The sequence below is a fragment of the Saccharolobus shibatae B12 genome (genome assembly GCF_019175345.1).
Taxonomy (GTDB): domain Archaea; phylum Thermoproteota; class Thermoprotei_A; order Sulfolobales; family Sulfolobaceae; genus Saccharolobus; species Saccharolobus shibatae.
In genome coordinates, this window is the sequence record NZ_CP077717.1 from 1,741,689 (window position 1) to 1,759,455 (window position 17,767).

The following is a 17,767-nucleotide window of genomic DNA, read 5'->3' on the forward strand; positions in this document are numbered from 1 at the left end:
AACGTTTATTTGAATGTATCACTATCTTTTAGTGTATGAAGGAAGAGATCAACAAAGAAGAGGAGCTGAATAAGGGGAATAAAAAGCTATCATTTAAGGACATATTCTTCATCTCCTTTGGTGGACAAGCACCCTTTATCTCCTTACTAACCTTCGGTACTGTCATAATAGGAAAAGTAGGAACACAAGCGCCATTTGCAATGCTAGTCGCAACTCTCGTAGTTCTATTTAACGGTGTAGTCATTTACTCTTTATCAGGGAGATTTAAGAGGGGTGGGGGATATTATACATACGCGTTTTACTCCTTAACCTCTAGGTTAGGGTTGAATACGGGTTGGAACTATTTACTTTACGGATTGGCCTATGGTGGGACATTACTCACAGGTGGAGCTTACGTACTTTATACTATTATTTCAACGTACGTACCCTCTACAATACTGCCTTCAATATTTTATGATCAGTGGTTTTACGCATTAATTATAGGAATAATTGCGACGTCAATAGTACTTGCTGGAGTACAAGTGTCAGCTAAGTACGCTATTGGAGCGTCAATAGTAGAAATCTTAATAATTTCCCTACTTTCCCTACTATTTCTTTACGATTCTAAATGGAATTTTTACAATCCAATACCGAGTTCAATAACACCTACCTTAATATCAGCTGTAGTTTTCGGATTGGGAATACCAACAGGTTACGGCTCAATAGCTCCCCTAGGTGGAGAAACCAATCCTAAAACCATAGGTAAAGCTGCAATTTCAGTGTTATTATTTGGTGGAGGTTTAGCAACGTTTTTCTTTTACTCCTTGGCAGCCATGAACTTCACTGGAAACTTAATAGACTACTTACTGTTTAGATTTGGCTTAATAGGTACATTCATAATAGCTCTCATCGCGTTAAGCGATGGGACGTTAGGAGGAATGACGTATATTTTAGCTGATTCCCGAACGTTGAAGGCAATGGCTGAGGATAGGATAATGCCAAGTGGTCTCTCTAAGGTGAAATACTCTGAGCTACTTGTGGGATTAGTCTTCATAACTGCGTTAACTGCAATGAGTTACACCTTTGGATTATACAACACTTTCACAATACTTGGAGCGTTAGCTGGTTTAAACAACTTGTTTGTTCACATCTCTGCCAATTCCTCACTAATTAGGATTGCATCGAAGAGAGCATTGAAGCATCTTCATGAAATATTTATCGGGATTTTCGCATCATTGGTCAGTATATCAGTCTTTCTATACTCTTTGCCAACGTTTAACAAATACATAGTATATCTGTTCTTTGGTTGGATAATTTTAGGTTTCATTTACGCTGAGGCGTTGGAAATAAGTAGAGAATCGGGTGAGGAAGAGGGTTCTAAGGGTTAAATTCATTATATTCAAGCTTATCCTTTAAAGAAGATGTTAGCTTAATTATGTCGAATTCCTCTAAAGATCTTTACATAAAAAGGGGTTTGGACTTCATTAAATTTTCATGAATTTGTATCAAATCCTCAGATCTTGAACTTCACCAAAGTCACGGAGCATTGCCCCGTTTATTCTTCTCCACCCTTTAGCGGGATAACCCCAACCCACACCCGTGGTGTACTACGGATGTGGGGGAAGCTTGCACATCTTGCATAATATCTTGTTACATTTCGGGAAGCCCATCCACATCAAGTAGCAAGCTTTTTAAGAAATTCTTTACATATAAAGTATATAAACTTCATGTTTTATTGAAAACTGCTGGCCACGGCGTCTGGATTTCTCTTAGGTATATGACTATCCATCGTCACCTTAAAAGGTGAGGTTTTCCGTCCCCTTTGAACCCCTTATTTTTATAAAAATTATCCTCTATGGCTCATTCCGTGAATATTTTCCCGGTTCGACTAAGTCACATGATTAACAGTAACACAATCAAGTAGAGCATTTCCACTAACTCGTAAATTCCGTAATAGAAAAGCCCATTAGGATTTGAATAGATCTTTCCCAAAACGTTTCTAACGTAAAGTACACCTCCCACTACATGTATCAAAAGGTAAAAATACGTAACGAGGAGTAAAGGTAACGCCACTCCTCTTAGATAAAATAAAACAACAACGTAAAAGACCGCCTCGTAAACTGCTATCACGTTTCCTATCTTCTTAGGAAAGGTCTTTTCTAAAAAAGATATTGTTGCCCCTATTAAATGTATTATTACCATAACCCCAATCAAGTAAATTATTAACAGCATCGTTTCATTAGCGTAATTAGAGATTTAAATTTGACATACCTAATCTCTTGCTAAAACTTATTGACGGTAACGTAAAGAGTGATATGTGGACAAATACTATCTTATTGCCTTCATAATTCTTTGCCTTGGAATTATGTTTGATGGAATTCTAATCGTCTTCTTCGTAGCAACTGTAACGTCATTAATCTTACCAGCAGTAAGAAGAAGATTCCCCTTAATCTAGTGGATTTACATTTGAGAAAATTGGCCAGCAACGGGAATATCATTTGGCAATTATGCTTATAATTTCCCTCCACATCTCCTAGGAGTACCGATTTTCGTAATTTTAGCCTGGGGTGTATTTTCCTTTTTGTCATACGCTGCAATTTACAACTTGTCTAATGGGTTAAAACTTGTTTTCTTCCCTTTTCTGAGAGTGGATAGCAATTTCGTTCATTTGAAATATTTTAATCTATTATCAACTATTTGTCTAACATGTACGTTGGGGTGAGAGTAGGTTATTAGGAAGAACGTCGATAACCACCTAATTAGTGTGAACTTGCTAGAATTCCATGGGGAGTAGTAGTCCATTAATGCTAGTCTATGTTTTAGGCTTTTGAATCCTTGTTCAGCATAATCCCTCTCGTTGAATATTATCTTCCATTGTTTAATATAATTCTTAATAGTTTGAGGAATCCTTTTCTTTTCATATTCAGTCCAGAACCTACGTCTGTTATTACTTGGTTGTAGTCCTTAACTTGTTCTTGTAAGTACTTTGCTTGTTAAATCATCCTTTTGTGTGTTTGATGATACCCTAGCATATAATATTGTGTTCCTAACAATACCCATCAGCTTTTCTACGTCCTTCTCTCTGAATCTCCATTTGCCGGTCTATAGGATTACGGGTTTAATGTAACCTTTTCTTAACATATTCTCAGAGTGTTTCACAGAATATTCCTAGACGTTAGCATACTTCTTTAGGTCTTATCATTGTATAAGACTTTATTATAAAATAATACAAACTTTGCGGTCTATCGAAAACTGTTGACAACGGCCTTGGATAAAATATGAAGATAATATCGTGAGTGTTTTAGTGTGTAAGCTTTTAGCATACTGTACTAGTAATCAGTAATATGATTTTTATCACATAGCTTATTCCACTGTAGATAACTCAGTTATCGTTCTTTTTAATCTCTCAAGTATCATATAATACTATGGAGACAAAAATACCGACAATTGAGAAGCACAGAAATGCTTATATAAAAATCAGGGTAATTGAAAGCTTAGATGAACTAGCCTTAGGTTTAAAACTCCTTAAAGAAGGATTTAGTAGGAACTCTGCAAATAAGATTTTCCTTTCATGGAAGGCATTAATGAGTGCTTTAACAGTCATGAACTTAGAAAAAATGCCTAGAAATGAGAAAGAAAAAGAGTGGTATTATAAGACCGGATTTCTTGCTCCAACTACGGGATTAAAAGGAATTTCACAAAGGCTTGAAGAATTAGGATATAAAGTGAATCATTTAACTTCTACTGCTCTTGAACTACATAGATATGCTTATAATGGGTTATATAAAGGAGCAAGTGACTACTCAGACAGAGAAGAGGCGATAAGAGATATTCTCCAGTTAGCCAAAGATATTCTTACCAGTGTAAGGGAATTATTTAAGGATTACTGGGATAGTGAAATCGAACAACATTATAAAATTGCAGAAAAAGAAATGAGTTCTTAATGGGGTCATCAAGAATTCATTATGAATTGTAATTTTCCTTATTAAATTTATGGAGTTTAATGCATAAATAATAGAGTGTAGTAAAACTATTCTTTATTGTTTGAACTGCAATCTCATTATAATATGTTTTTACTTGCTCTTCATATTAATGTTATTTAATTCAAATTTAATAGTTGAAATTCCACCATAGTAAGACAAATGGAAGCTTAATGAAACTTTGAATTATCCTACTATGTAATTACTTATAGTTAAAATTTTGCTAGTTAATATCAATATAATGAAATTAATTGAGATAACAGCGTAAATATATAATTGATTTTCAGAATTTTTATCTAACTTGACAATCAATTTTAGTGACAAAAAACAATTAATATAAAATAAAATATCTCTTATTAATCAGTTATCTAGTTCACTTCAACATCTTAAGTTAAAACTATTCATTTTACTCCTTTACAACACCCACGGTTGAAAACTTAGGTTTATTAGAGACGGAGCATGTAGTGCCTATTATGAAAAGGACTATATGTAGGAAGGAGATTTATAGTTTAATGATAAAACAATTTCATACTGTTAACATGCTAACCCTATAATTTCTGCAATTCCGCATAATTTATCATAAACCCCGAACTTCTTAGCCTTTTCTTTTAGCCCTTCGCTTAAGCCGTAATTTAACAGTATCGCAATAACATCCTCTTCATCTTGACTGCTACCATAGATAAGTTTAGCAACTACGATATCTTCAACACTCTCAATCCAACAAGGGATTCCTAAAAGCTCTCCCCTAATCCTTCCATTAAGGACTTCGTAATCAAGTTCATCCTTAGCAAATTTTAAGTCGATGTGAAAAAAGATATTTCCTGGAAAAAATAACGTAACTCTACTCCTCTCTTTAAAAGCTTCTAATAATTCACGCTCTGAAAATTCAAAACCTTTATCCTTTAACGCTGAGATAAGTAGTTCCACTTTATCAGTATCTACTACTACATCAATATCTTGAGTTATTCTATTCCTTCCATAATGAATTGCAATTAAACCTCCTACTATTACATATCTGCAATTGGCTTTTTCTAACGCTTTTACTAACCTTTGTAGGGCCTCAGAGATCTTCTCCATTCTCTCACCTTCATTAAATGTTCCCTTGCTTTATTTACATCACCGTTAAATGCCTTAAGGTACTCCTTTTCCCATATTTCATAAAGCTCTAAAAAAATCTCTTCAGACGTTTTGCCCGTTCTTTTTCTGATTTCTGTCTCAGCTTTTATATCATCTACTCTCTTCTTAAATCTCTCATAAGAACCAAAAGGCTTAATTATTTCATCGTAAATTTTCTTATCCATCTTAAAGGATACTTTCTAACAATAAAATAAATTTTTAAGTAGATACCACTACAGAAACACTCTATTTCTTTTTCTTATTTAATCTAGGTTTTTCGTTAAAAATAAATCAATTAAAATTAAGTAGTTTTCAATTAAAAAGGAGATAAGTTGTAGAGTACTAGTTATCGTAAATAACCTTTACTAAGTCCTTTACGAGTGTGGAGATAGTATAATCATTAACCTATTTATATTACGAGTGTTACTTATAGGTATGAAACCTGTAATTAGGCAAGACTTAGCGTGTTCCTCTTGTGGTAGTCATCACGTTGTTAAGTCTGGCAAGTCTGCTGGTAGGCAGAAGTATTTGTGTAGAGATTGTGGTAAGTATTTCCTTGCTGATGCTTCTTACCACCATCACTCTAGAAAGCTTAGAGAGGAGGCTTTGAGGTTATATGCTAATGGTATGAATATGAGGGCTATTGCTAGGACTTTGAGTGTTCCCTTGGGTACTGTTTTCACCTGGATTAAGCGTTAAGGTAGGCAGAGACACAAGAAGCTTGTGGAGGAAGGCTAAGGATTTGGTTACGGGTATGGTTGTTGCTATGGTTGTTGATAACATGTAGACTTACTTCTTTAAGGCGTTTTACAAGTGGGTTTTTACTTGTTTCGTTTACACTTTCCTCGGCCTTTACGTTCTATTCTCAGTTGGGGATAGGGATGAGAAGTCCTTCAAGGAAATTTTACATATACTCCAGAGGGTGGCTTAGTGATGATTACAAGGTCTACTTCTCCTTAAGGAATCATACTGTGGTCAAGTTTGTTAATCCTAATGAGTCTTTACACTCCACGTTGAGGGATAAACTCGTTAAGAGGTCTACAAAGACTGAGGAGTTTGGAGATGATGAAGTGTTCTCTAGCAATAGTCTTGTGGGAGAGAAAATTAATTCCAGAATTTGTAGGTTAATAACAACACTATCTCGACACTCGCCATTTTTATGTTATCTTTCAAAAAGGAAAAGAGAGGATCCTTGGTATTTGGCTCCCTTTTACTCTGTTTTGGTCCACAGTCCGAGTAGTTAAATACTTTCTGTTTCTTAAATACTTCTAATGCCATCCTTCTATACTTTTCCTCGTATTTCCCTCTCATTAGAAATTACGACTAATGATAGGACAAATGACCCTCTGACTTCTATTGATAAGGCTTCTGGATTCGTCAACAGAGATTATCGTCCATTAGAACAAATAGAAGATTAAGAATAAATTTTATAGAGTTCAATTCATAAAATAACTATTATTCTAACAATCCAGAATTATCCTGCTCGTATACACTCACAGTCCTTAACATTTAGTTATACTAATATACAATTGTATAAATCTTTTACCTTATTATTCACGTCAGAAAGGGAAAAGTTAAATCTCACTTAAGTACATCAGCTCTTTTCTTAAGAAGAACTTCGTCATCCTCTACTATCGCCATTTGTTATTAATAATAATAAGAAAATGCATATTACCTAGTTAACAAATTCACCCTATTTATCTTATAATAAACGTTAACAAAGGCTATGGTCTTCAAAAGCTTAGCTGGAAAACCCACAATTGGAGATCCCAAGAAGACTCCCATGAAGTTACTGTCAATATCGACTACATCAGCCAAAGCTCTAGGTTTAAACTTATCATCTCTACCCTCAATGGCATTAGTTATTGCATGTATTCCAGACTGCATTGATACGTCAGCGTTAGAGGGATAGAAAGTAGATGCACATGCCCCAGCTCCGTAAACGTCCTTATAATCGACAGACGACAAATCCTCATTTACCTCCATTTTACCGTTCTTAAGACTAAGCTTGAGTTTCTCCAGAAAATCAGACCCCTTTATACCCCCAGCGTAGAACACGTGGTCAGCCGAGAACTCTCCCTTATCAGTTATAACAGTCTTACCCCTAATCTCCTCTACAGAAGCGTTTAGAACCAATTCAACCCCCAACTGGCTTAAAATCCTCTCTGCTCTCAAGGAGATCTGTTCGGGCATGTGGGGTAATATTCTATGTCCCCTATTTATCAGCATAATCCTCTCCTTTTTCATCCTCTTGAACCTACTCAACAACTCCACTGTGGAACCAATGACCTCAACCCCTAAATCTCCTCCACCAATTGCGATTAGACTCTTCGCTTTAACTATCTCCTCACGAATCTTCAAAGCATCATTAAATGTTTCTAACTTCATCACGTGGTCTTTGGCTCCCTTAATCTTGGACAGGTCTTGAGAATATCCTAAAGCTATTATCAACTTGTCGTAACTTATATCCCCCATATCCGTGATCACCTTCTTTTCCCTAAAGTTCACGTTTACAACTTCTGCTAGGACATCTGGCTTCCTATAATGAGTTGAGTTCTCTCCATAGGCTATTGTATCAATGAGTTTAGGAGTCAGCAGAAACCTATCACTTTTATCTATTAAAATTGACTCCTTAGGATATTTACACTTAGCAGCTATTCCAGCAAACCCTCCTCCAATTATCACAACTCTCATCGCCTCACTCCTCTTCAGATGGTTCCAGCTTTTCCCTAAACACAGACAACACGTAGTTCTTAGCCTGTGTGAAGGTTAGTTTAGGTGGCATTGGTCTCTCATTGGGATCAACAATAGCGTTTAGTACAAAGGGTTCCTCACTCTCGCTCATCTCCTTAATAGCTGAGGGTAGATCCTTAGGGTCCTCAACTGTGATACCCTTTATCCCTATGGCTTCAGCCAACTTACTGAAATCTGGATTGTATAAATCAACTCCCCACTCTGGATATCCCATAACTTCTTGCTCGAACTTGATCATACCCAGTTTCGAATTGTTAAACACTACCACCTTAATCGGTCTGGAGTACTTCTTGGCAGTTATCAACTCCATCATGGTCATAGCAAATCCTCCATCTCCCACTAACGCTAAGACTTTATCATAAACGAATGACGCACCTACTGCTCCAGGCACTCCTATACCCATTGAACCCAACCACGCTGAGAAAACGAATCTCTGATTGCCAGATGCCCTAAAGTTCCTCGCACCCCACATAGTCACGTTTCCAGTATCTACAACAACAACTCCCTCTGTGAAGACTTTAGATAACTCATAAGCTACCATTTGAGGCTTCATTGGCTTAGACATATCGCTTTCCTTCTTGTTCAACTCATTAAACCACTTCTCCTTCGAGTCCTTCATCCTAACGTAAAATTTATCGTCCTTTTCCTTAACTCTAGGCAAAATCTTAGATAGGAAATCGCTAACGTCTCCAACGAATTCCACAGTAGCCCTAACCCTTTTACCAATGTTGGAGGGATTGCTATCAACTTGAATTACATCAACTCCCTTAGGTAGGAAATTAACGTAGGGAAAAGACGTTCCCAATAGGATTAACAAGTCGGTCTTATCTAAAGCCTCAACTGATGGTTTAGTTCCAAGTAACCCTATTCCTCCCATAACCCTCTCATCGAAATCCGATAACACGCCCTTCCCGTTAAGGGCATATATTACGGGTGCCCCAATCCTCTCACTGAATTGACTAATTAACTGCGAATACCCCTTGGTACCTCCCCCTATCATGACCACTGGAGACTTGCTTTTATCAATGAGTTCAACAGCCTTATCAATATCTGGATAATCGTAACTCACTTTTGGGGGATCTAAATCAGCATCGTATTCCTCCCCATCCATTCGCAAAATGTCCACTGGTAAGTTGAGATGAGAAACCCCGCTCTTACTCTTGGCCTCATGTATTGCCCTCCAAATTAGGTACCCAGCGTTCTTAGGGTTAATAACTATTTGATTGTAAACTGCAACGTCATCAAATAGCTTAACCATGTTCACCTCTTGGAAGTAGTCGTGGCCTAACATATCGCTCTCAACTTGTCCGGTAAGCACTACCACTGGTGCGTGATCCATTTTAGCGTCGTATAAGCCATTTAATAGATGGATGGATCCGGGACCGGAAGTGCCCATACAAGCTGTAACGCTCCCAGTTAGTTTAGCTTCAACTGACGCAGCGAAGGCAGCTCCTTCCTCGTGCCTGACTTGAACGTATTTAATTTCCTTGTTTCTCCTTATTGCGTCCATTAAGGGGTCTATGGAGTCCCCTGGAATACCGTATATTCTCTTCACTCCAGCCTTCACTAAGGTTTTTACAATTATTTCGGCAACAGATGGCATACTAAAACTTTAGCACAATATGGTTAAAATCTTTACGTATATATTCACTATAGAGAGAACTATGAATCTTGAGAAATAAAAAATACGTTGTCATATAATCCCACTTAAGACATATTCATATCTCGAAAGCAGAATTTAACTATAGCTGTTTTAGACCTCTGTTGTTTCATCACTTAATACTATGTTAAAAACATTAATAGAAATAGTGTTTACCCGTGGCGTAACTTATCCTTACTTTTAATTCCGCAACGGGCGTTCTTCTAGAATCTGGGACAAAAACTTTACATACCCTCCATTTTGTATATAATAGCGTATGAATAAGAAGTTAACTCAAAAGGCTTTTGATAATTTTAAGGCATCGATAGAAGATTTAATTAAGCTGTATAAGGAGAGCAAGCTTGACAAAGAGAAAACTGCTTAGATGAGTGAGGAGGAAAGGCTGGCAACGTTAAGGAGATTTGGTCAAGAGTTGAAGGAAGACTTGGAAAAAGCTTCAAAATTCGTGAAAGTTAGGGAAGGAAGAGCAGACTAAGACCACAAGAAAAAGCATACATAAGTCAAGGAATACTTGTGACAAATAGGGAGACAGCAGGACTAGCATCAACTTAACAAGAAATAAGTTACAAGACTGTGGAAAGACTATTCTCAGACGTCTTCGTCATACTCTACAACCTACTATCACAGATTGTTGAGGGATTATCAGTTGATGCAACATGCACGGGTTACTCAGTAGTGATCACCAGATAGGAGTGAAATAGAGGAATCGGGAGAGGAGGTGAAAGAAGAGTTTCGTATACTCCTTTTCGACCTAGCTAGCAACCTAATCATAGCTTATGGTTATTCGCTAAAGATTGAGAAGGAAGCTTATGAAATAGCCTCAAAGTCTTATAGGTGTTAAAGTTGAATCATTGAGGGCTGACAAGTATTATGGTTAGCAGTTTACGTCTTTTTCCTTCTCTTAAACAGTTTCTTAATCCCACCCAAAGACCAATAAATACTTTTTATCAGCCTTGATATCCTCTTGGCTTCCAACTTCAAGCCTAGAGAATACTTGAACAAGAGAACTAAGAGGAGGGAGAGGGCTTTCATGGTTATGAAACCCTTGTTCCTAATCCATGTGAGGAAAGAGCTCTTCTCTAGGCCCAAGGCCTTTAGCTCCCTAATTACTACTTCAATATCCCAGCGGTTTTCCCATTTTTGATATTTAAAAAAATAATTATAATTAATTATCAATAATACGAAATCATTTCTATTGTCCCCATCATTTTCTTACGGGTTCTTTTTAAAAACTTTCCATTAGACTTAAATTTATCATAGAACGTGGCTTTCCAATGTGGATGTCTAATTATATTGTTGTCTTAAATTATAATTATGGAACAAGCTTATGACTTTGAGGTAGAAGCTCCTCCAGAAGTGGTTAGAGATTACCTCATGAATCCTGAAAACTTAATGAAATATGTGCCTCACTTTAAGGATTTAAAACGAGTCGACAATGGCTGGGAATTATATGTAAACTGGTTATTTACAATAAAATTAAAAGTTAAGAGAGTTTTCACTAATACCGATATCATCTATTTAGTAGAAAAAAGTGAAGGTTTAATAAAGATAAAATCCAGTTTACGATTTACAGTTTTTCCCTCAAAAGGAGGAATTATTATAGTAAGATTAGTGTTCTTTTACGAGGGACCATTTGAAAGCATAGTTAAGGGACAGGCTAATGTGTTCTATAAAAGAGGAAAGGAGGTATTTAAGACTGAAATGACAAAGGAAAAAAGAATAGTAATTCAAGAAAGACAGAATGGCGAAGATGGAGAAGTACCAATTTACAAAATGAAAACAATATTTTCGGGCAAAATAAACAAGGATGAGTTAGAAAAGTATCTGGAAATGGCAATGGCTAAAAGCGTTAATTCGACGGTAGTCGTAATTTTATCTGATGAGAGAAATATTGTAGAGATAAAATTTAAGGGGGGAGATCTAGTGTCACAGAAAGGAGAAGTAGAGAGTCTGTCATCTCCAATAACAATATTAATTAAGCAATAAAGGTTTTACCATCTTAGATAATTTTTTCTAATAAAAATTATAGCTTTTCTATCAATTATAATTTAGAAATTTTAAATGATTTTATCTTAATTTTCTCCTTTATAGCTGAAGAGTATTTAATAGAATGTTTAGAAGAAAGAAGGAACACCTATGACGAGAATATTAGTAGACTGTGATGGTTCTTCTTATGAGTATTGACGACGATTTTATTAATTCGGTATAAATCATATAAAGTGTAAATCTAGTTTCAATTCATCACAAGGTTTATCTGTTAATAAAATGATTATATTGTGATTTTAATCGTGTCCAAGAATCTTTATTGTTAATCAGAGTGTTTAAAAGAGGAGACTCTAAGGGAATTTTAACTAAATTTTAAATCAATGAAATTGTTGACCACACTCGGAGATTTGGTTGTTACTCTCCTAAAACCTCAACTGTGACATGTCTCTCACTTCTGGGCCCATCTAATTCCGCTAGAAATATATTTTGCCATGTCCCCCTAACTAATTTACCATCCCTAACTGGGAATACTCTTTCTGCACCTAGGAAGGTTGCCCCTAAATGTGCATGAGCATTATCATCAATTAAGTTATGTTTCCAACTTCGCGAGGGTTCAGTGAACTCCTTTATTTTTGTTAAAATATCTTCCATCAGTCCTTTCTCATGTTCATTAGCAACTATAGATGCAGTTGAATGTGCTACAAAAATTAGGCAAATCCCATTTTTTATACCACTCTTCTTTACAATTTCCTCAACCTGGTCAGTAATGTCGACTAATTCAAACTGTCTTGTTGTCGAGACGTATATATCTTCTAAATACACTTTCATTTTTTACCACCGGTTAAAATTATACCGTAGGGATAAAAAGTTTGAGAGAAATTTCCATTGAATGGGACGGTAAGATTTTGGTACTATCTGACATTCATTACCCGTATTGTAATATGGATGAGATAAATAAAATAATGCTATCTGAGAGACCCTCACTAACAGTTCTTTTAGGGGATATAATTGTCTCTAAAAGTGAGGATTATAGAAACTTTATTAACAGCCTGAAAATTAGAAAGAATATAATCTACGTTAAAGGTGACGAGGACAAGTTTAGAGGAGATTTTGATTTAGTTAAGATTAAAAATAATGGTAAACGTTTCATTCTCCTCCATGGCCATCAATACTTTAATGAAAATAATGAATATAGTCTAGCTAAAATTTTAAAGAAAATTGACGACGATATTCCACCTTTACTCTTCTGTATATTTTTTAGAGTCGCACTTAGAAATTTCAAAGACACGATAATATTAGGTCACTCTCACGCATTAAGGTTTTTTAAGATGATTAATTGCGTAAATGCAGGTACTTTGTCTAATGTAATCAATTTATACAATGATAGGGGTTACGTTATATTAGAGAATGGTAACGTTAAATTGATCCAGAGTAAAATTTAAAAAGTTTAGATATCGGATTCGATATAAGCATTAAAATATTCAGAATATGAATGAATCAAGCTTTAAATTATTGTCAAAAGATAGGAGTGTGAACATGGTGTTAACGCTAAGCTATAAATTTTCTTTCTAATATTCCAAGTATAATTTATACTGGGGTAACAATATTATTACTAACATCGATAATGTTGTTATAAACTACAAATTCTACTTTCATGAATTAGTGTAGTTCTCAGCATAGAGAGCCATAATCCATAATTTTTTACACGAAAATAATTTATACCTCAATGACGTCATTAACAAATTTCCCTATCATAATAATATGATTGCGTAAAATTCCACAATTTCATCAATTTTTATATGTTACTATGATTTTCACACTCTGCCCGTTAGACAATGTTAGGATTAAATTGTAATTATTATTAGGAATCATTCCACTTAGTGGAGGAAAGATCACTGTTACATTATTATTACCAGGGTTTAAAGATTCTGGAACTATCGAATTTGAAGTATAGTTTGTTCCCTCAAGGGAAGCGCTAACTATCTTAATATTAGTTGAACTATATAATGTAAATTTGACTTCTCCATTAGCTTTCATCTCTCCTATTCCTATCTGATAAACCTCAACAAAAGACTGATTTTGAAGGGTTGAAAGAGATTCGCCATATCCTCCAAATTGTCTTTGAGGATATGTGATAAATCCTCCAGTAAGTCTTCTAACTATCTCATCTACACTGACGTAAACCAATATCCAACCTATAAAAGATATTACCGGAATTATCTCAATAATACCTCCAACCTTTAACAGTTCACTATTGTAAAACTTGCCTAAATTATATAAGGCTATACCTATTAATAAAGAAGCGATAAACACCAATATTCCTCCAAATACGGAAATCACTCTACCCACAAGAACAAGCCGTACTATCGGAAGTATAGAGCCGATAACCTCGATTATAAATCCTACGAGAATTATTTCCAATCCGGCGAATCCGTAACCCACATTCTTCCCTGCTATCTCAAAGGTTTCAAATGCATGTCTTAATTTCGATAAGCCAACTATAAAAAGTAAGATCGTTGAAACGATTAGAAGAGGCATAAATCCATCAACCGAAATAAATATAGTCGATAGAAAAATTATCACTGTAAACCAAAGGGCAGAATCCTTTAACTGTCGAAGGGCTTGTACATCTATACTTCCCGTACTCATAACATATACTGGTCTTAGTAATTAATAAGTTCGTAGATTCATGTTCTGTTAAAGCTCTCACTTAAAGTTAAAATTCAAAATTTCTCAAGATTTTACGTTCTCTCTTGAACAATTATATATAGATTTATTCAATTATTTGTACTCTTGACAGTCTCTTAACAATGTTTTTAAAAGATTTAACTGTCTTCTATTTATGGATGAGATTGATAGGAAGATACTCTTCTATTTGCTTAAAGATGGTAGAATTTCACAAAATAAGCTAGCCAAGCTCCTTAATATTTCCTCACCTAGTATTAATGCTAGGTTCAGAAGATTGCTTGAAGAAGGAATATTAAGAGATTTCAAATTATTTGTGAATCCTAATATTTATGGAAAATACTTTATGTATGTTGCATTTCCGAATTTGAGAGATATGGAAGACGATAGGATATTCGTCAAATTTAGATGTCTAGAAAACTTTAACGTTTATGGAATAGAGGCTGAGAATCTATCTGAATTAGATAGAGTAATTGAAGGTTTTTCCCTGACGTTAGGAAGTCCCATAATGAAATATGCCCCTAGTCAAAATCTCATTATTATAAAGAAAAATATAGCTAAAATTTTGTCTATTCTCTCAGAAAATCCAAGGGCAGAAATTAGGGAAATTGCGCTAAAAACTGGTTATAAAGCAGAAAAAATAAGAAGAATATTATTGAAATTAAAGGAGATCGTTAGAATAGTCCCCGAGGTTGATCTGATAAAAGCTGATTCGTTACTTTTAGGTATATTTACCAAGAAACTTGAGGAAATCAAGCGTTTTACTGTTCACTGTTCAGTAATCACCATAGATAATGAAGAGGGTGAAGGTGTTGAAATATGCTTTACTGGCGGTATTAAAGAGTCTAAAAACATAGTTGATCTGGTTAGGAGAATCGACCCATATGCTCAGGTTATGTTAGTTTACGACTACACAATTAGGGGTATAAAAGCTTTTTCTAACTATTGACTAGTAAGCTCTTTTCATATAACTATAACTTTATATCTTATGACTTGGAATAGTGTAATCAAAAGAAGTAGACTGATAATAATAATCTGGATAGTAGTCCTTTTCTTGATGGTAATCCCAGCATTGAATTATAATAAATTTATAACTTATAATCAACATAATCCAGCTCTACAAAACAGTGAAAGTTATGTTGCAGATAAAATATTATCACCCATAAATAACGATACTTTAATTTTAATAGTTAAACAAAACCCCTACAATACATCAACTAGCATGGTTTTACAGTTTCAGCAAGAGATTGAAAAACTACCTTATGTATCGAAGGTGGAATCTCCCTTCTCGGATTACATAAATTTCCTATCGGATATTATGCATAATAATTCCCTAGCGACCCTATATGTTGAAAAGAATGGTTTAAAAAGTATTCCAGCCTTCATTAAAGATAGATATATAAGTAACGATAATTCTACTTTTCTTATATTTATTGTATTTAACGTATCCAGTAATTATTACCTGCCTAATGGAGAAATAGTCTCTCAATACGATTATCCACAAATAAAGAAAATAGCATCTAACTACTTCAATAATTCCTTTTATATAACTGGAAATGGTGGAGTATTATATGATACTCAACGTTTAACATCACAAAGTGGATTCGCCTTTGGTTTGATTTTCATAGTGTTAGCAATAGCTGTGGGAATAACCTTGTATAGTTATAGGGCTTCGTTGTTAACGATAATTTTTGTTTCCATATCTACATTAATAGGATATTTGGGAATAGTAATAGCAGGGTTATTAATAGGTTCCGTAGATTATATAGTGAATTATACCCTTACTGCCGTACTGATAGGAATCACCACGGATTATTTAGTGTTTATATTAAGTAGATATAAGAGTGAGATTTCAGCAAGCAAATCGAATGAAGAAGCTATTTTAGAAACTGGTAGGAGAGCTGGAAAAACGGTATTAATTAGTGGATTCACTGTAGGATTTAGTTTGTTAACTTTCTCATTGATTCCAGGCTTCCTATCTTGGGGTATAGTGCTAGTAATTTCAGTCTTAATTGCTGTAACGTTTATAGTAACATTTCTTCCTTCATTAATCTCTTTATTAGGAACGAAAATTTTTGGTAATGTGAAAACTAAGGAAAATAAACCATTTGAGAAATCTTTTTTCTATAAAACAGCTAAATCTTCAGTTGAACATAAGTTTCTGATTGTAGGAATTATTCTAATCTTTGCTATCCCCTCCATTTTGTTTTTCATAAATCTACCTACTACGTATAACATTCAAGCAGGTTTATCCAATAGTCTACCAAGTATTCAAGGGTTAAATTATCTTGAGAATAAATTCGGTTCTAATTTCATTTTTCCAATATTTGTAATTACCAATAATACTAGCGAGCTAAAGAACATATCTAACTACCTTCTGACCATAAAGGGAATAACTGACGGATTCGGCCCATTCTTGCAAGGAAACTCAATTGTCAATAATAATATTTCCGATTTTAAAATTGGCAATTATTATTATTATGTACTCTATTCGAATTACTCTCCTTACTCTGATAGTGCCATAAATCTAGTTAGACACTTAAGGGAGAATAGTGATATAATAGTGGGAGGGTTAACATCTAGTATAATAGATCAGCAGAGAATAAATGGAGTGTATTATCCTCTTCTAGAAATTCTTATAACCATTGTTGCAGCTTTAGTTATAGGGATTTCATTTAAATCTATAAAATACATATTAATTTCAATTTCCGGTGTTATAATAAGCATTAGCTGGTCTACCGTATTGCTTTATCTTATTTCAACAACACTACTACATCAACAGTTAATATATCTAATTCCTGTCATATTATTTGTCATATTAATGTCATTAGGAAGTGATTATAGTGTATTCATTATTTCTACTGTCGAAGAGGAATCTTCTAAGGATCTTAGGGAGGCAATACCTAAGGCATTTTCTAAGACCGGTAAGATTGTAACTTCATTAGGAATAATTTTAGCAATATCTCTAGGAGTTTTGGCATTAATACCAGTAGGGTTTTTGGAGCAATTGGGAATAGCTTTTATAATAGCTATAGTGCTGGATACCTTCGTAATCAGAAATTTCTATTTTCCTGCTATGATAGCGATATTGAAGAATCTTAAAAAGAATCAATAATTATATTTTTAGGACTTTTTCTTATATGCTTTAATAATATTGCTAATAAAGTTAAAAAGCCTAATATTTACTTTAACTATTAAGACAAGTTGGTAAGTTTTAAGGGTCTTATAAATTTTTAAGTTGTATTCAAATTTTATAGAAACTACTATATTTAATCTAGGAAATCAAGAGCTACTCTCTTGTTCTCCAATATTTTACTCACCTTATCTCTACTTCTTCGACTTTTTCTAAAGGTTTCGTACCACAATTAACTAGAAATATGCTTTTTGGATTGCTTCAATTTCCTTATGCTAATCTCGTTGATCCCTCTTAAATTTAAAATTAAAGGATATGTGGTGAAAATAAATTGGATGTTTTTAGATAACTTTTGGATCAATCCACAAAGAAGCACGAGAATGTTAAAATCATCATTAATTTCATTAATCAATAATATATCTAATGAGACTTATTCAAACGAATTAGATTAAATGCTTACTAATATTAGAAATT

The 17,767-nt window shown here is 34.4% G+C and carries 15 protein-coding genes and 5 pseudogenes; 9 read left to right on the plus strand and 11 right to left on the minus strand.

What is annotated here, in order from left to right; all coding sequences use genetic code 11:
* Positions 1-35: 35 nt before the first annotated feature.
* Positions 36-1,367, plus strand: a complete 1,332-nt coding sequence (locus tag J5U23_RS09190; RefSeq protein WP_218265988.1) for an APC family permease — start codon at positions 36-38, stop codon at positions 1,365-1,367.
* Positions 1,368-1,484: 117 nt separating this feature from the next.
* On the opposite strand, the pseudogene J5U23_RS16155 reads toward J5U23_RS09190, so the two are convergent.
* Both J5U23_RS16155 and J5U23_RS09195 read right to left on the minus strand, forming a co-directional pair.
* Positions 1,485-1,645 (minus strand): annotated as a pseudogene (locus tag J5U23_RS16155) (RNA-guided endonuclease TnpB family protein); the annotation flags it as partial.
* A 227-nt stretch (positions 1,646-1,872) separates the two neighbouring features.
* Entirely contained in the window at positions 1,873-2,211 is a 339-nt protein-coding gene (locus J5U23_RS09195) for a hypothetical protein (protein WP_244988769.1), read from the minus strand.
* An 85-nt stretch (positions 2,212-2,296) separates the two neighbouring features.
* On the opposite strand from J5U23_RS09195, the gene J5U23_RS09200 reads away from it, so the two are divergent.
* A complete protein-coding gene (locus J5U23_RS09200) occupies positions 2,297-2,434 on the plus strand; it encodes a hypothetical protein (RefSeq protein WP_218257901.1) in 138 nt (45 codons plus the stop codon).
* A gap of 238 nt (positions 2,435-2,672) precedes the next feature.
* On the opposite strand, the pseudogene J5U23_RS09205 reads toward J5U23_RS09200, so the two are convergent.
* Positions 2,673-2,844: pseudogene (locus J5U23_RS09205) on the minus strand (IS6 family transposase); the annotation flags it as partial.
* Between the two features lie 8 nt (positions 2,845-2,852).
* Positions 2,853-3,145, minus strand: a pseudogene (locus J5U23_RS09210) (recombinase family protein); the annotation flags it as partial.
* 259 nt (positions 3,146-3,404) lie between these two features.
* On the opposite strand from J5U23_RS09210, the gene J5U23_RS09215 reads away from it, so the two are divergent.
* Positions 3,405-3,923, plus strand: a complete 519-nt coding sequence (locus J5U23_RS09215) for a PaREP1 family protein (protein ID WP_218265989.1) — start codon at positions 3,405-3,407, stop codon at positions 3,921-3,923.
* 570 nt (positions 3,924-4,493) lie between these two features.
* On the opposite strand, the gene J5U23_RS09220 is transcribed toward J5U23_RS09215, so the two are convergent.
* Positions 4,494-5,036, minus strand: coding sequence for a DUF6036 family nucleotidyltransferase (locus J5U23_RS09220; protein ID WP_218265990.1), 543 nt, complete (start codon positions 5,034-5,036; stop codon positions 4,494-4,496).
* Positions 5,003-5,260 (minus strand): hypothetical protein, encoded by a 258-nt coding sequence (locus J5U23_RS09225; RefSeq protein WP_218257904.1) that lies wholly within the window; start codon positions 5,258-5,260, stop codon positions 5,003-5,005. The genes J5U23_RS09220 and J5U23_RS09225 overlap by 34 nt, the downstream gene beginning before the upstream one ends.
* 244 nt (positions 5,261-5,504) lie before the next feature.
* On the opposite strand from J5U23_RS09225, the pseudogene J5U23_RS09230 reads away from it, so the two are divergent.
* Positions 5,505-6,203, plus strand: a pseudogene (locus J5U23_RS09230) (IS1/IS1595 family N-terminal zinc-binding domain-containing protein).
* 543 nt (positions 6,204-6,746) lie between these two features.
* On the opposite strand, the gene J5U23_RS09235 reads toward J5U23_RS09230, so the two are convergent.
* Complete coding sequence (locus tag J5U23_RS09235; RefSeq protein WP_218265991.1) at positions 6,747-7,769, minus strand: NAD(P)/FAD-dependent oxidoreductase; 1,023 nt, start codon at positions 7,767-7,769, stop codon at positions 6,747-6,749.
* Between the two features lie 4 nt (positions 7,770-7,773).
* Positions 7,774-9,432: a thiamine pyrophosphate-dependent enzyme gene (locus J5U23_RS09240; protein WP_218265992.1), complete on the minus strand. Its 1,659-nt coding sequence runs from the start codon at positions 9,430-9,432 to the stop codon at positions 7,774-7,776.
* Positions 9,433-10,207: 775 nt separating this feature from the next.
* Between J5U23_RS09240 and J5U23_RS16010 the strand changes: the two genes are divergently transcribed.
* A complete protein-coding gene (locus J5U23_RS16010; RefSeq protein ID WP_261310011.1) occupies positions 10,208-10,330 on the plus strand; it encodes a hypothetical protein in 123 nt (40 codons plus the stop codon).
* 41 nt (positions 10,331-10,371) lie between these two features.
* Here the strand turns inward: J5U23_RS16010 and J5U23_RS09250 are convergent.
* Positions 10,372-10,626: pseudogene (locus J5U23_RS09250) on the minus strand (ISNCY family transposase); the annotation flags it as partial.
* Positions 10,627-10,803: 177 nt separating this feature from the next.
* Between J5U23_RS09250 and J5U23_RS09255 the strand changes: the two are divergent.
* Positions 10,804-11,475, plus strand: a complete 672-nt coding sequence (locus tag J5U23_RS09255) for an SRPBCC family protein (RefSeq protein ID WP_218257907.1) — start codon at positions 10,804-10,806, stop codon at positions 11,473-11,475.
* Positions 11,476-11,889: 414 nt separating this feature from the next.
* Here J5U23_RS09255 and J5U23_RS09260 read toward each other — a convergent pair whose 3' ends face one another.
* Positions 11,890-12,303, minus strand: a complete 414-nt coding sequence (locus tag J5U23_RS09260) for a secondary thiamine-phosphate synthase enzyme YjbQ (RefSeq protein ID WP_218265993.1) — start codon at positions 12,301-12,303, stop codon at positions 11,890-11,892.
* A gap of 41 nt (positions 12,304-12,344) precedes the next feature.
* On the opposite strand from J5U23_RS09260, the gene J5U23_RS09265 reads away from it, so the two are divergent.
* The gene (locus J5U23_RS09265) at positions 12,345-12,917 is read left to right on the plus strand and encodes a metallophosphoesterase family protein (RefSeq protein WP_218257909.1); all 573 of its coding nucleotides are present in this window, start codon (positions 12,345-12,347) and stop codon (positions 12,915-12,917) included.
* Between the two features lie 346 nt (positions 12,918-13,263).
* On the opposite strand, the gene J5U23_RS09270 is transcribed toward J5U23_RS09265, so the two are convergent.
* Positions 13,264-14,124 carry a DUF973 family protein gene (locus J5U23_RS09270; protein ID WP_218265994.1) on the minus strand — a complete coding sequence of 287 codons (861 nt, stop codon included), beginning with the start codon at positions 14,122-14,124 and terminating at the stop codon, positions 13,264-13,266.
* Between the two features lie 193 nt (positions 14,125-14,317).
* Here J5U23_RS09270 and J5U23_RS09275 point away from each other — a divergent pair, with 193 nt between their 5' ends.
* Together J5U23_RS09275 and J5U23_RS09280 are read left to right on the plus strand one after the other, a co-directional pair.
* On the plus strand, positions 14,318-15,109 hold the full coding sequence (locus J5U23_RS09275; protein ID WP_218265995.1) for an Lrp/AsnC family transcriptional regulator: 792 nt from the start codon (positions 14,318-14,320) through the stop codon (positions 15,107-15,109).
* Positions 15,110-15,148: 39 nt separating this feature from the next.
* Entirely contained in the window at positions 15,149-17,275 is a 2,127-nt protein-coding gene (locus tag J5U23_RS09280) for an MMPL family transporter (RefSeq protein ID WP_218265996.1), read from the plus strand.
* The last annotated feature ends 492 nt before the right edge of the window (positions 17,276-17,767 follow it).

Excerpts from the sequence above, each read along its gene's own strand:
- J5U23_RS09190 (WP_218265988.1), top strand. The coding sequence starts at position 36 with ATGAAGGAAGAGATCAACAAAGAAGAGGAGCTGAATAAGGGGAATAAA.
- J5U23_RS09195 (WP_244988769.1), bottom strand. The coding sequence starts at position 2,211 with ATGCTGTTAATAATTTACTTGATTGGGGTTATGGTAATAATACATTTA.
- J5U23_RS09215 (WP_218265989.1), top strand. The coding sequence starts at position 3,405 with ATGGAGACAAAAATACCGACAATTGAGAAGCACAGAAATGCTTATATA.
- J5U23_RS09220 (WP_218265990.1), bottom strand. The coding sequence starts at position 5,036 with ATGGAGAAGATCTCTGAGGCCCTACAAAGGTTAGTAAAAGCGTTAGAA.
- J5U23_RS09225 (WP_218257904.1), bottom strand. The coding sequence starts at position 5,260 with ATGGATAAGAAAATTTACGATGAAATAATTAAGCCTTTTGGTTCTTAT.
- J5U23_RS09235 (WP_218265991.1), bottom strand. The coding sequence starts at position 7,769 with ATGAGAGTTGTGATAATTGGAGGAGGGTTTGCTGGAATAGCTGCTAAG.
- J5U23_RS09240 (WP_218265992.1), bottom strand. The coding sequence starts at position 9,432 with ATGCCATCTGTTGCCGAAATAATTGTAAAAACCTTAGTGAAGGCTGGA.
- J5U23_RS09255 (WP_218257907.1), top strand. The coding sequence starts at position 10,804 with ATGGAACAAGCTTATGACTTTGAGGTAGAAGCTCCTCCAGAAGTGGTT.
- J5U23_RS09260 (WP_218265993.1), bottom strand. The coding sequence starts at position 12,303 with ATGAAAGTGTATTTAGAAGATATATACGTCTCGACAACAAGACAGTTT.
- J5U23_RS09270 (WP_218265994.1), bottom strand. The coding sequence starts at position 14,124 with ATGAGTACGGGAAGTATAGATGTACAAGCCCTTCGACAGTTAAAGGAT.
- J5U23_RS09275 (WP_218265995.1), top strand. The coding sequence starts at position 14,318 with ATGGATGAGATTGATAGGAAGATACTCTTCTATTTGCTTAAAGATGGT.
- J5U23_RS09280 (WP_218265996.1), top strand. The coding sequence starts at position 15,149 with ATGACTTGGAATAGTGTAATCAAAAGAAGTAGACTGATAATAATAATC.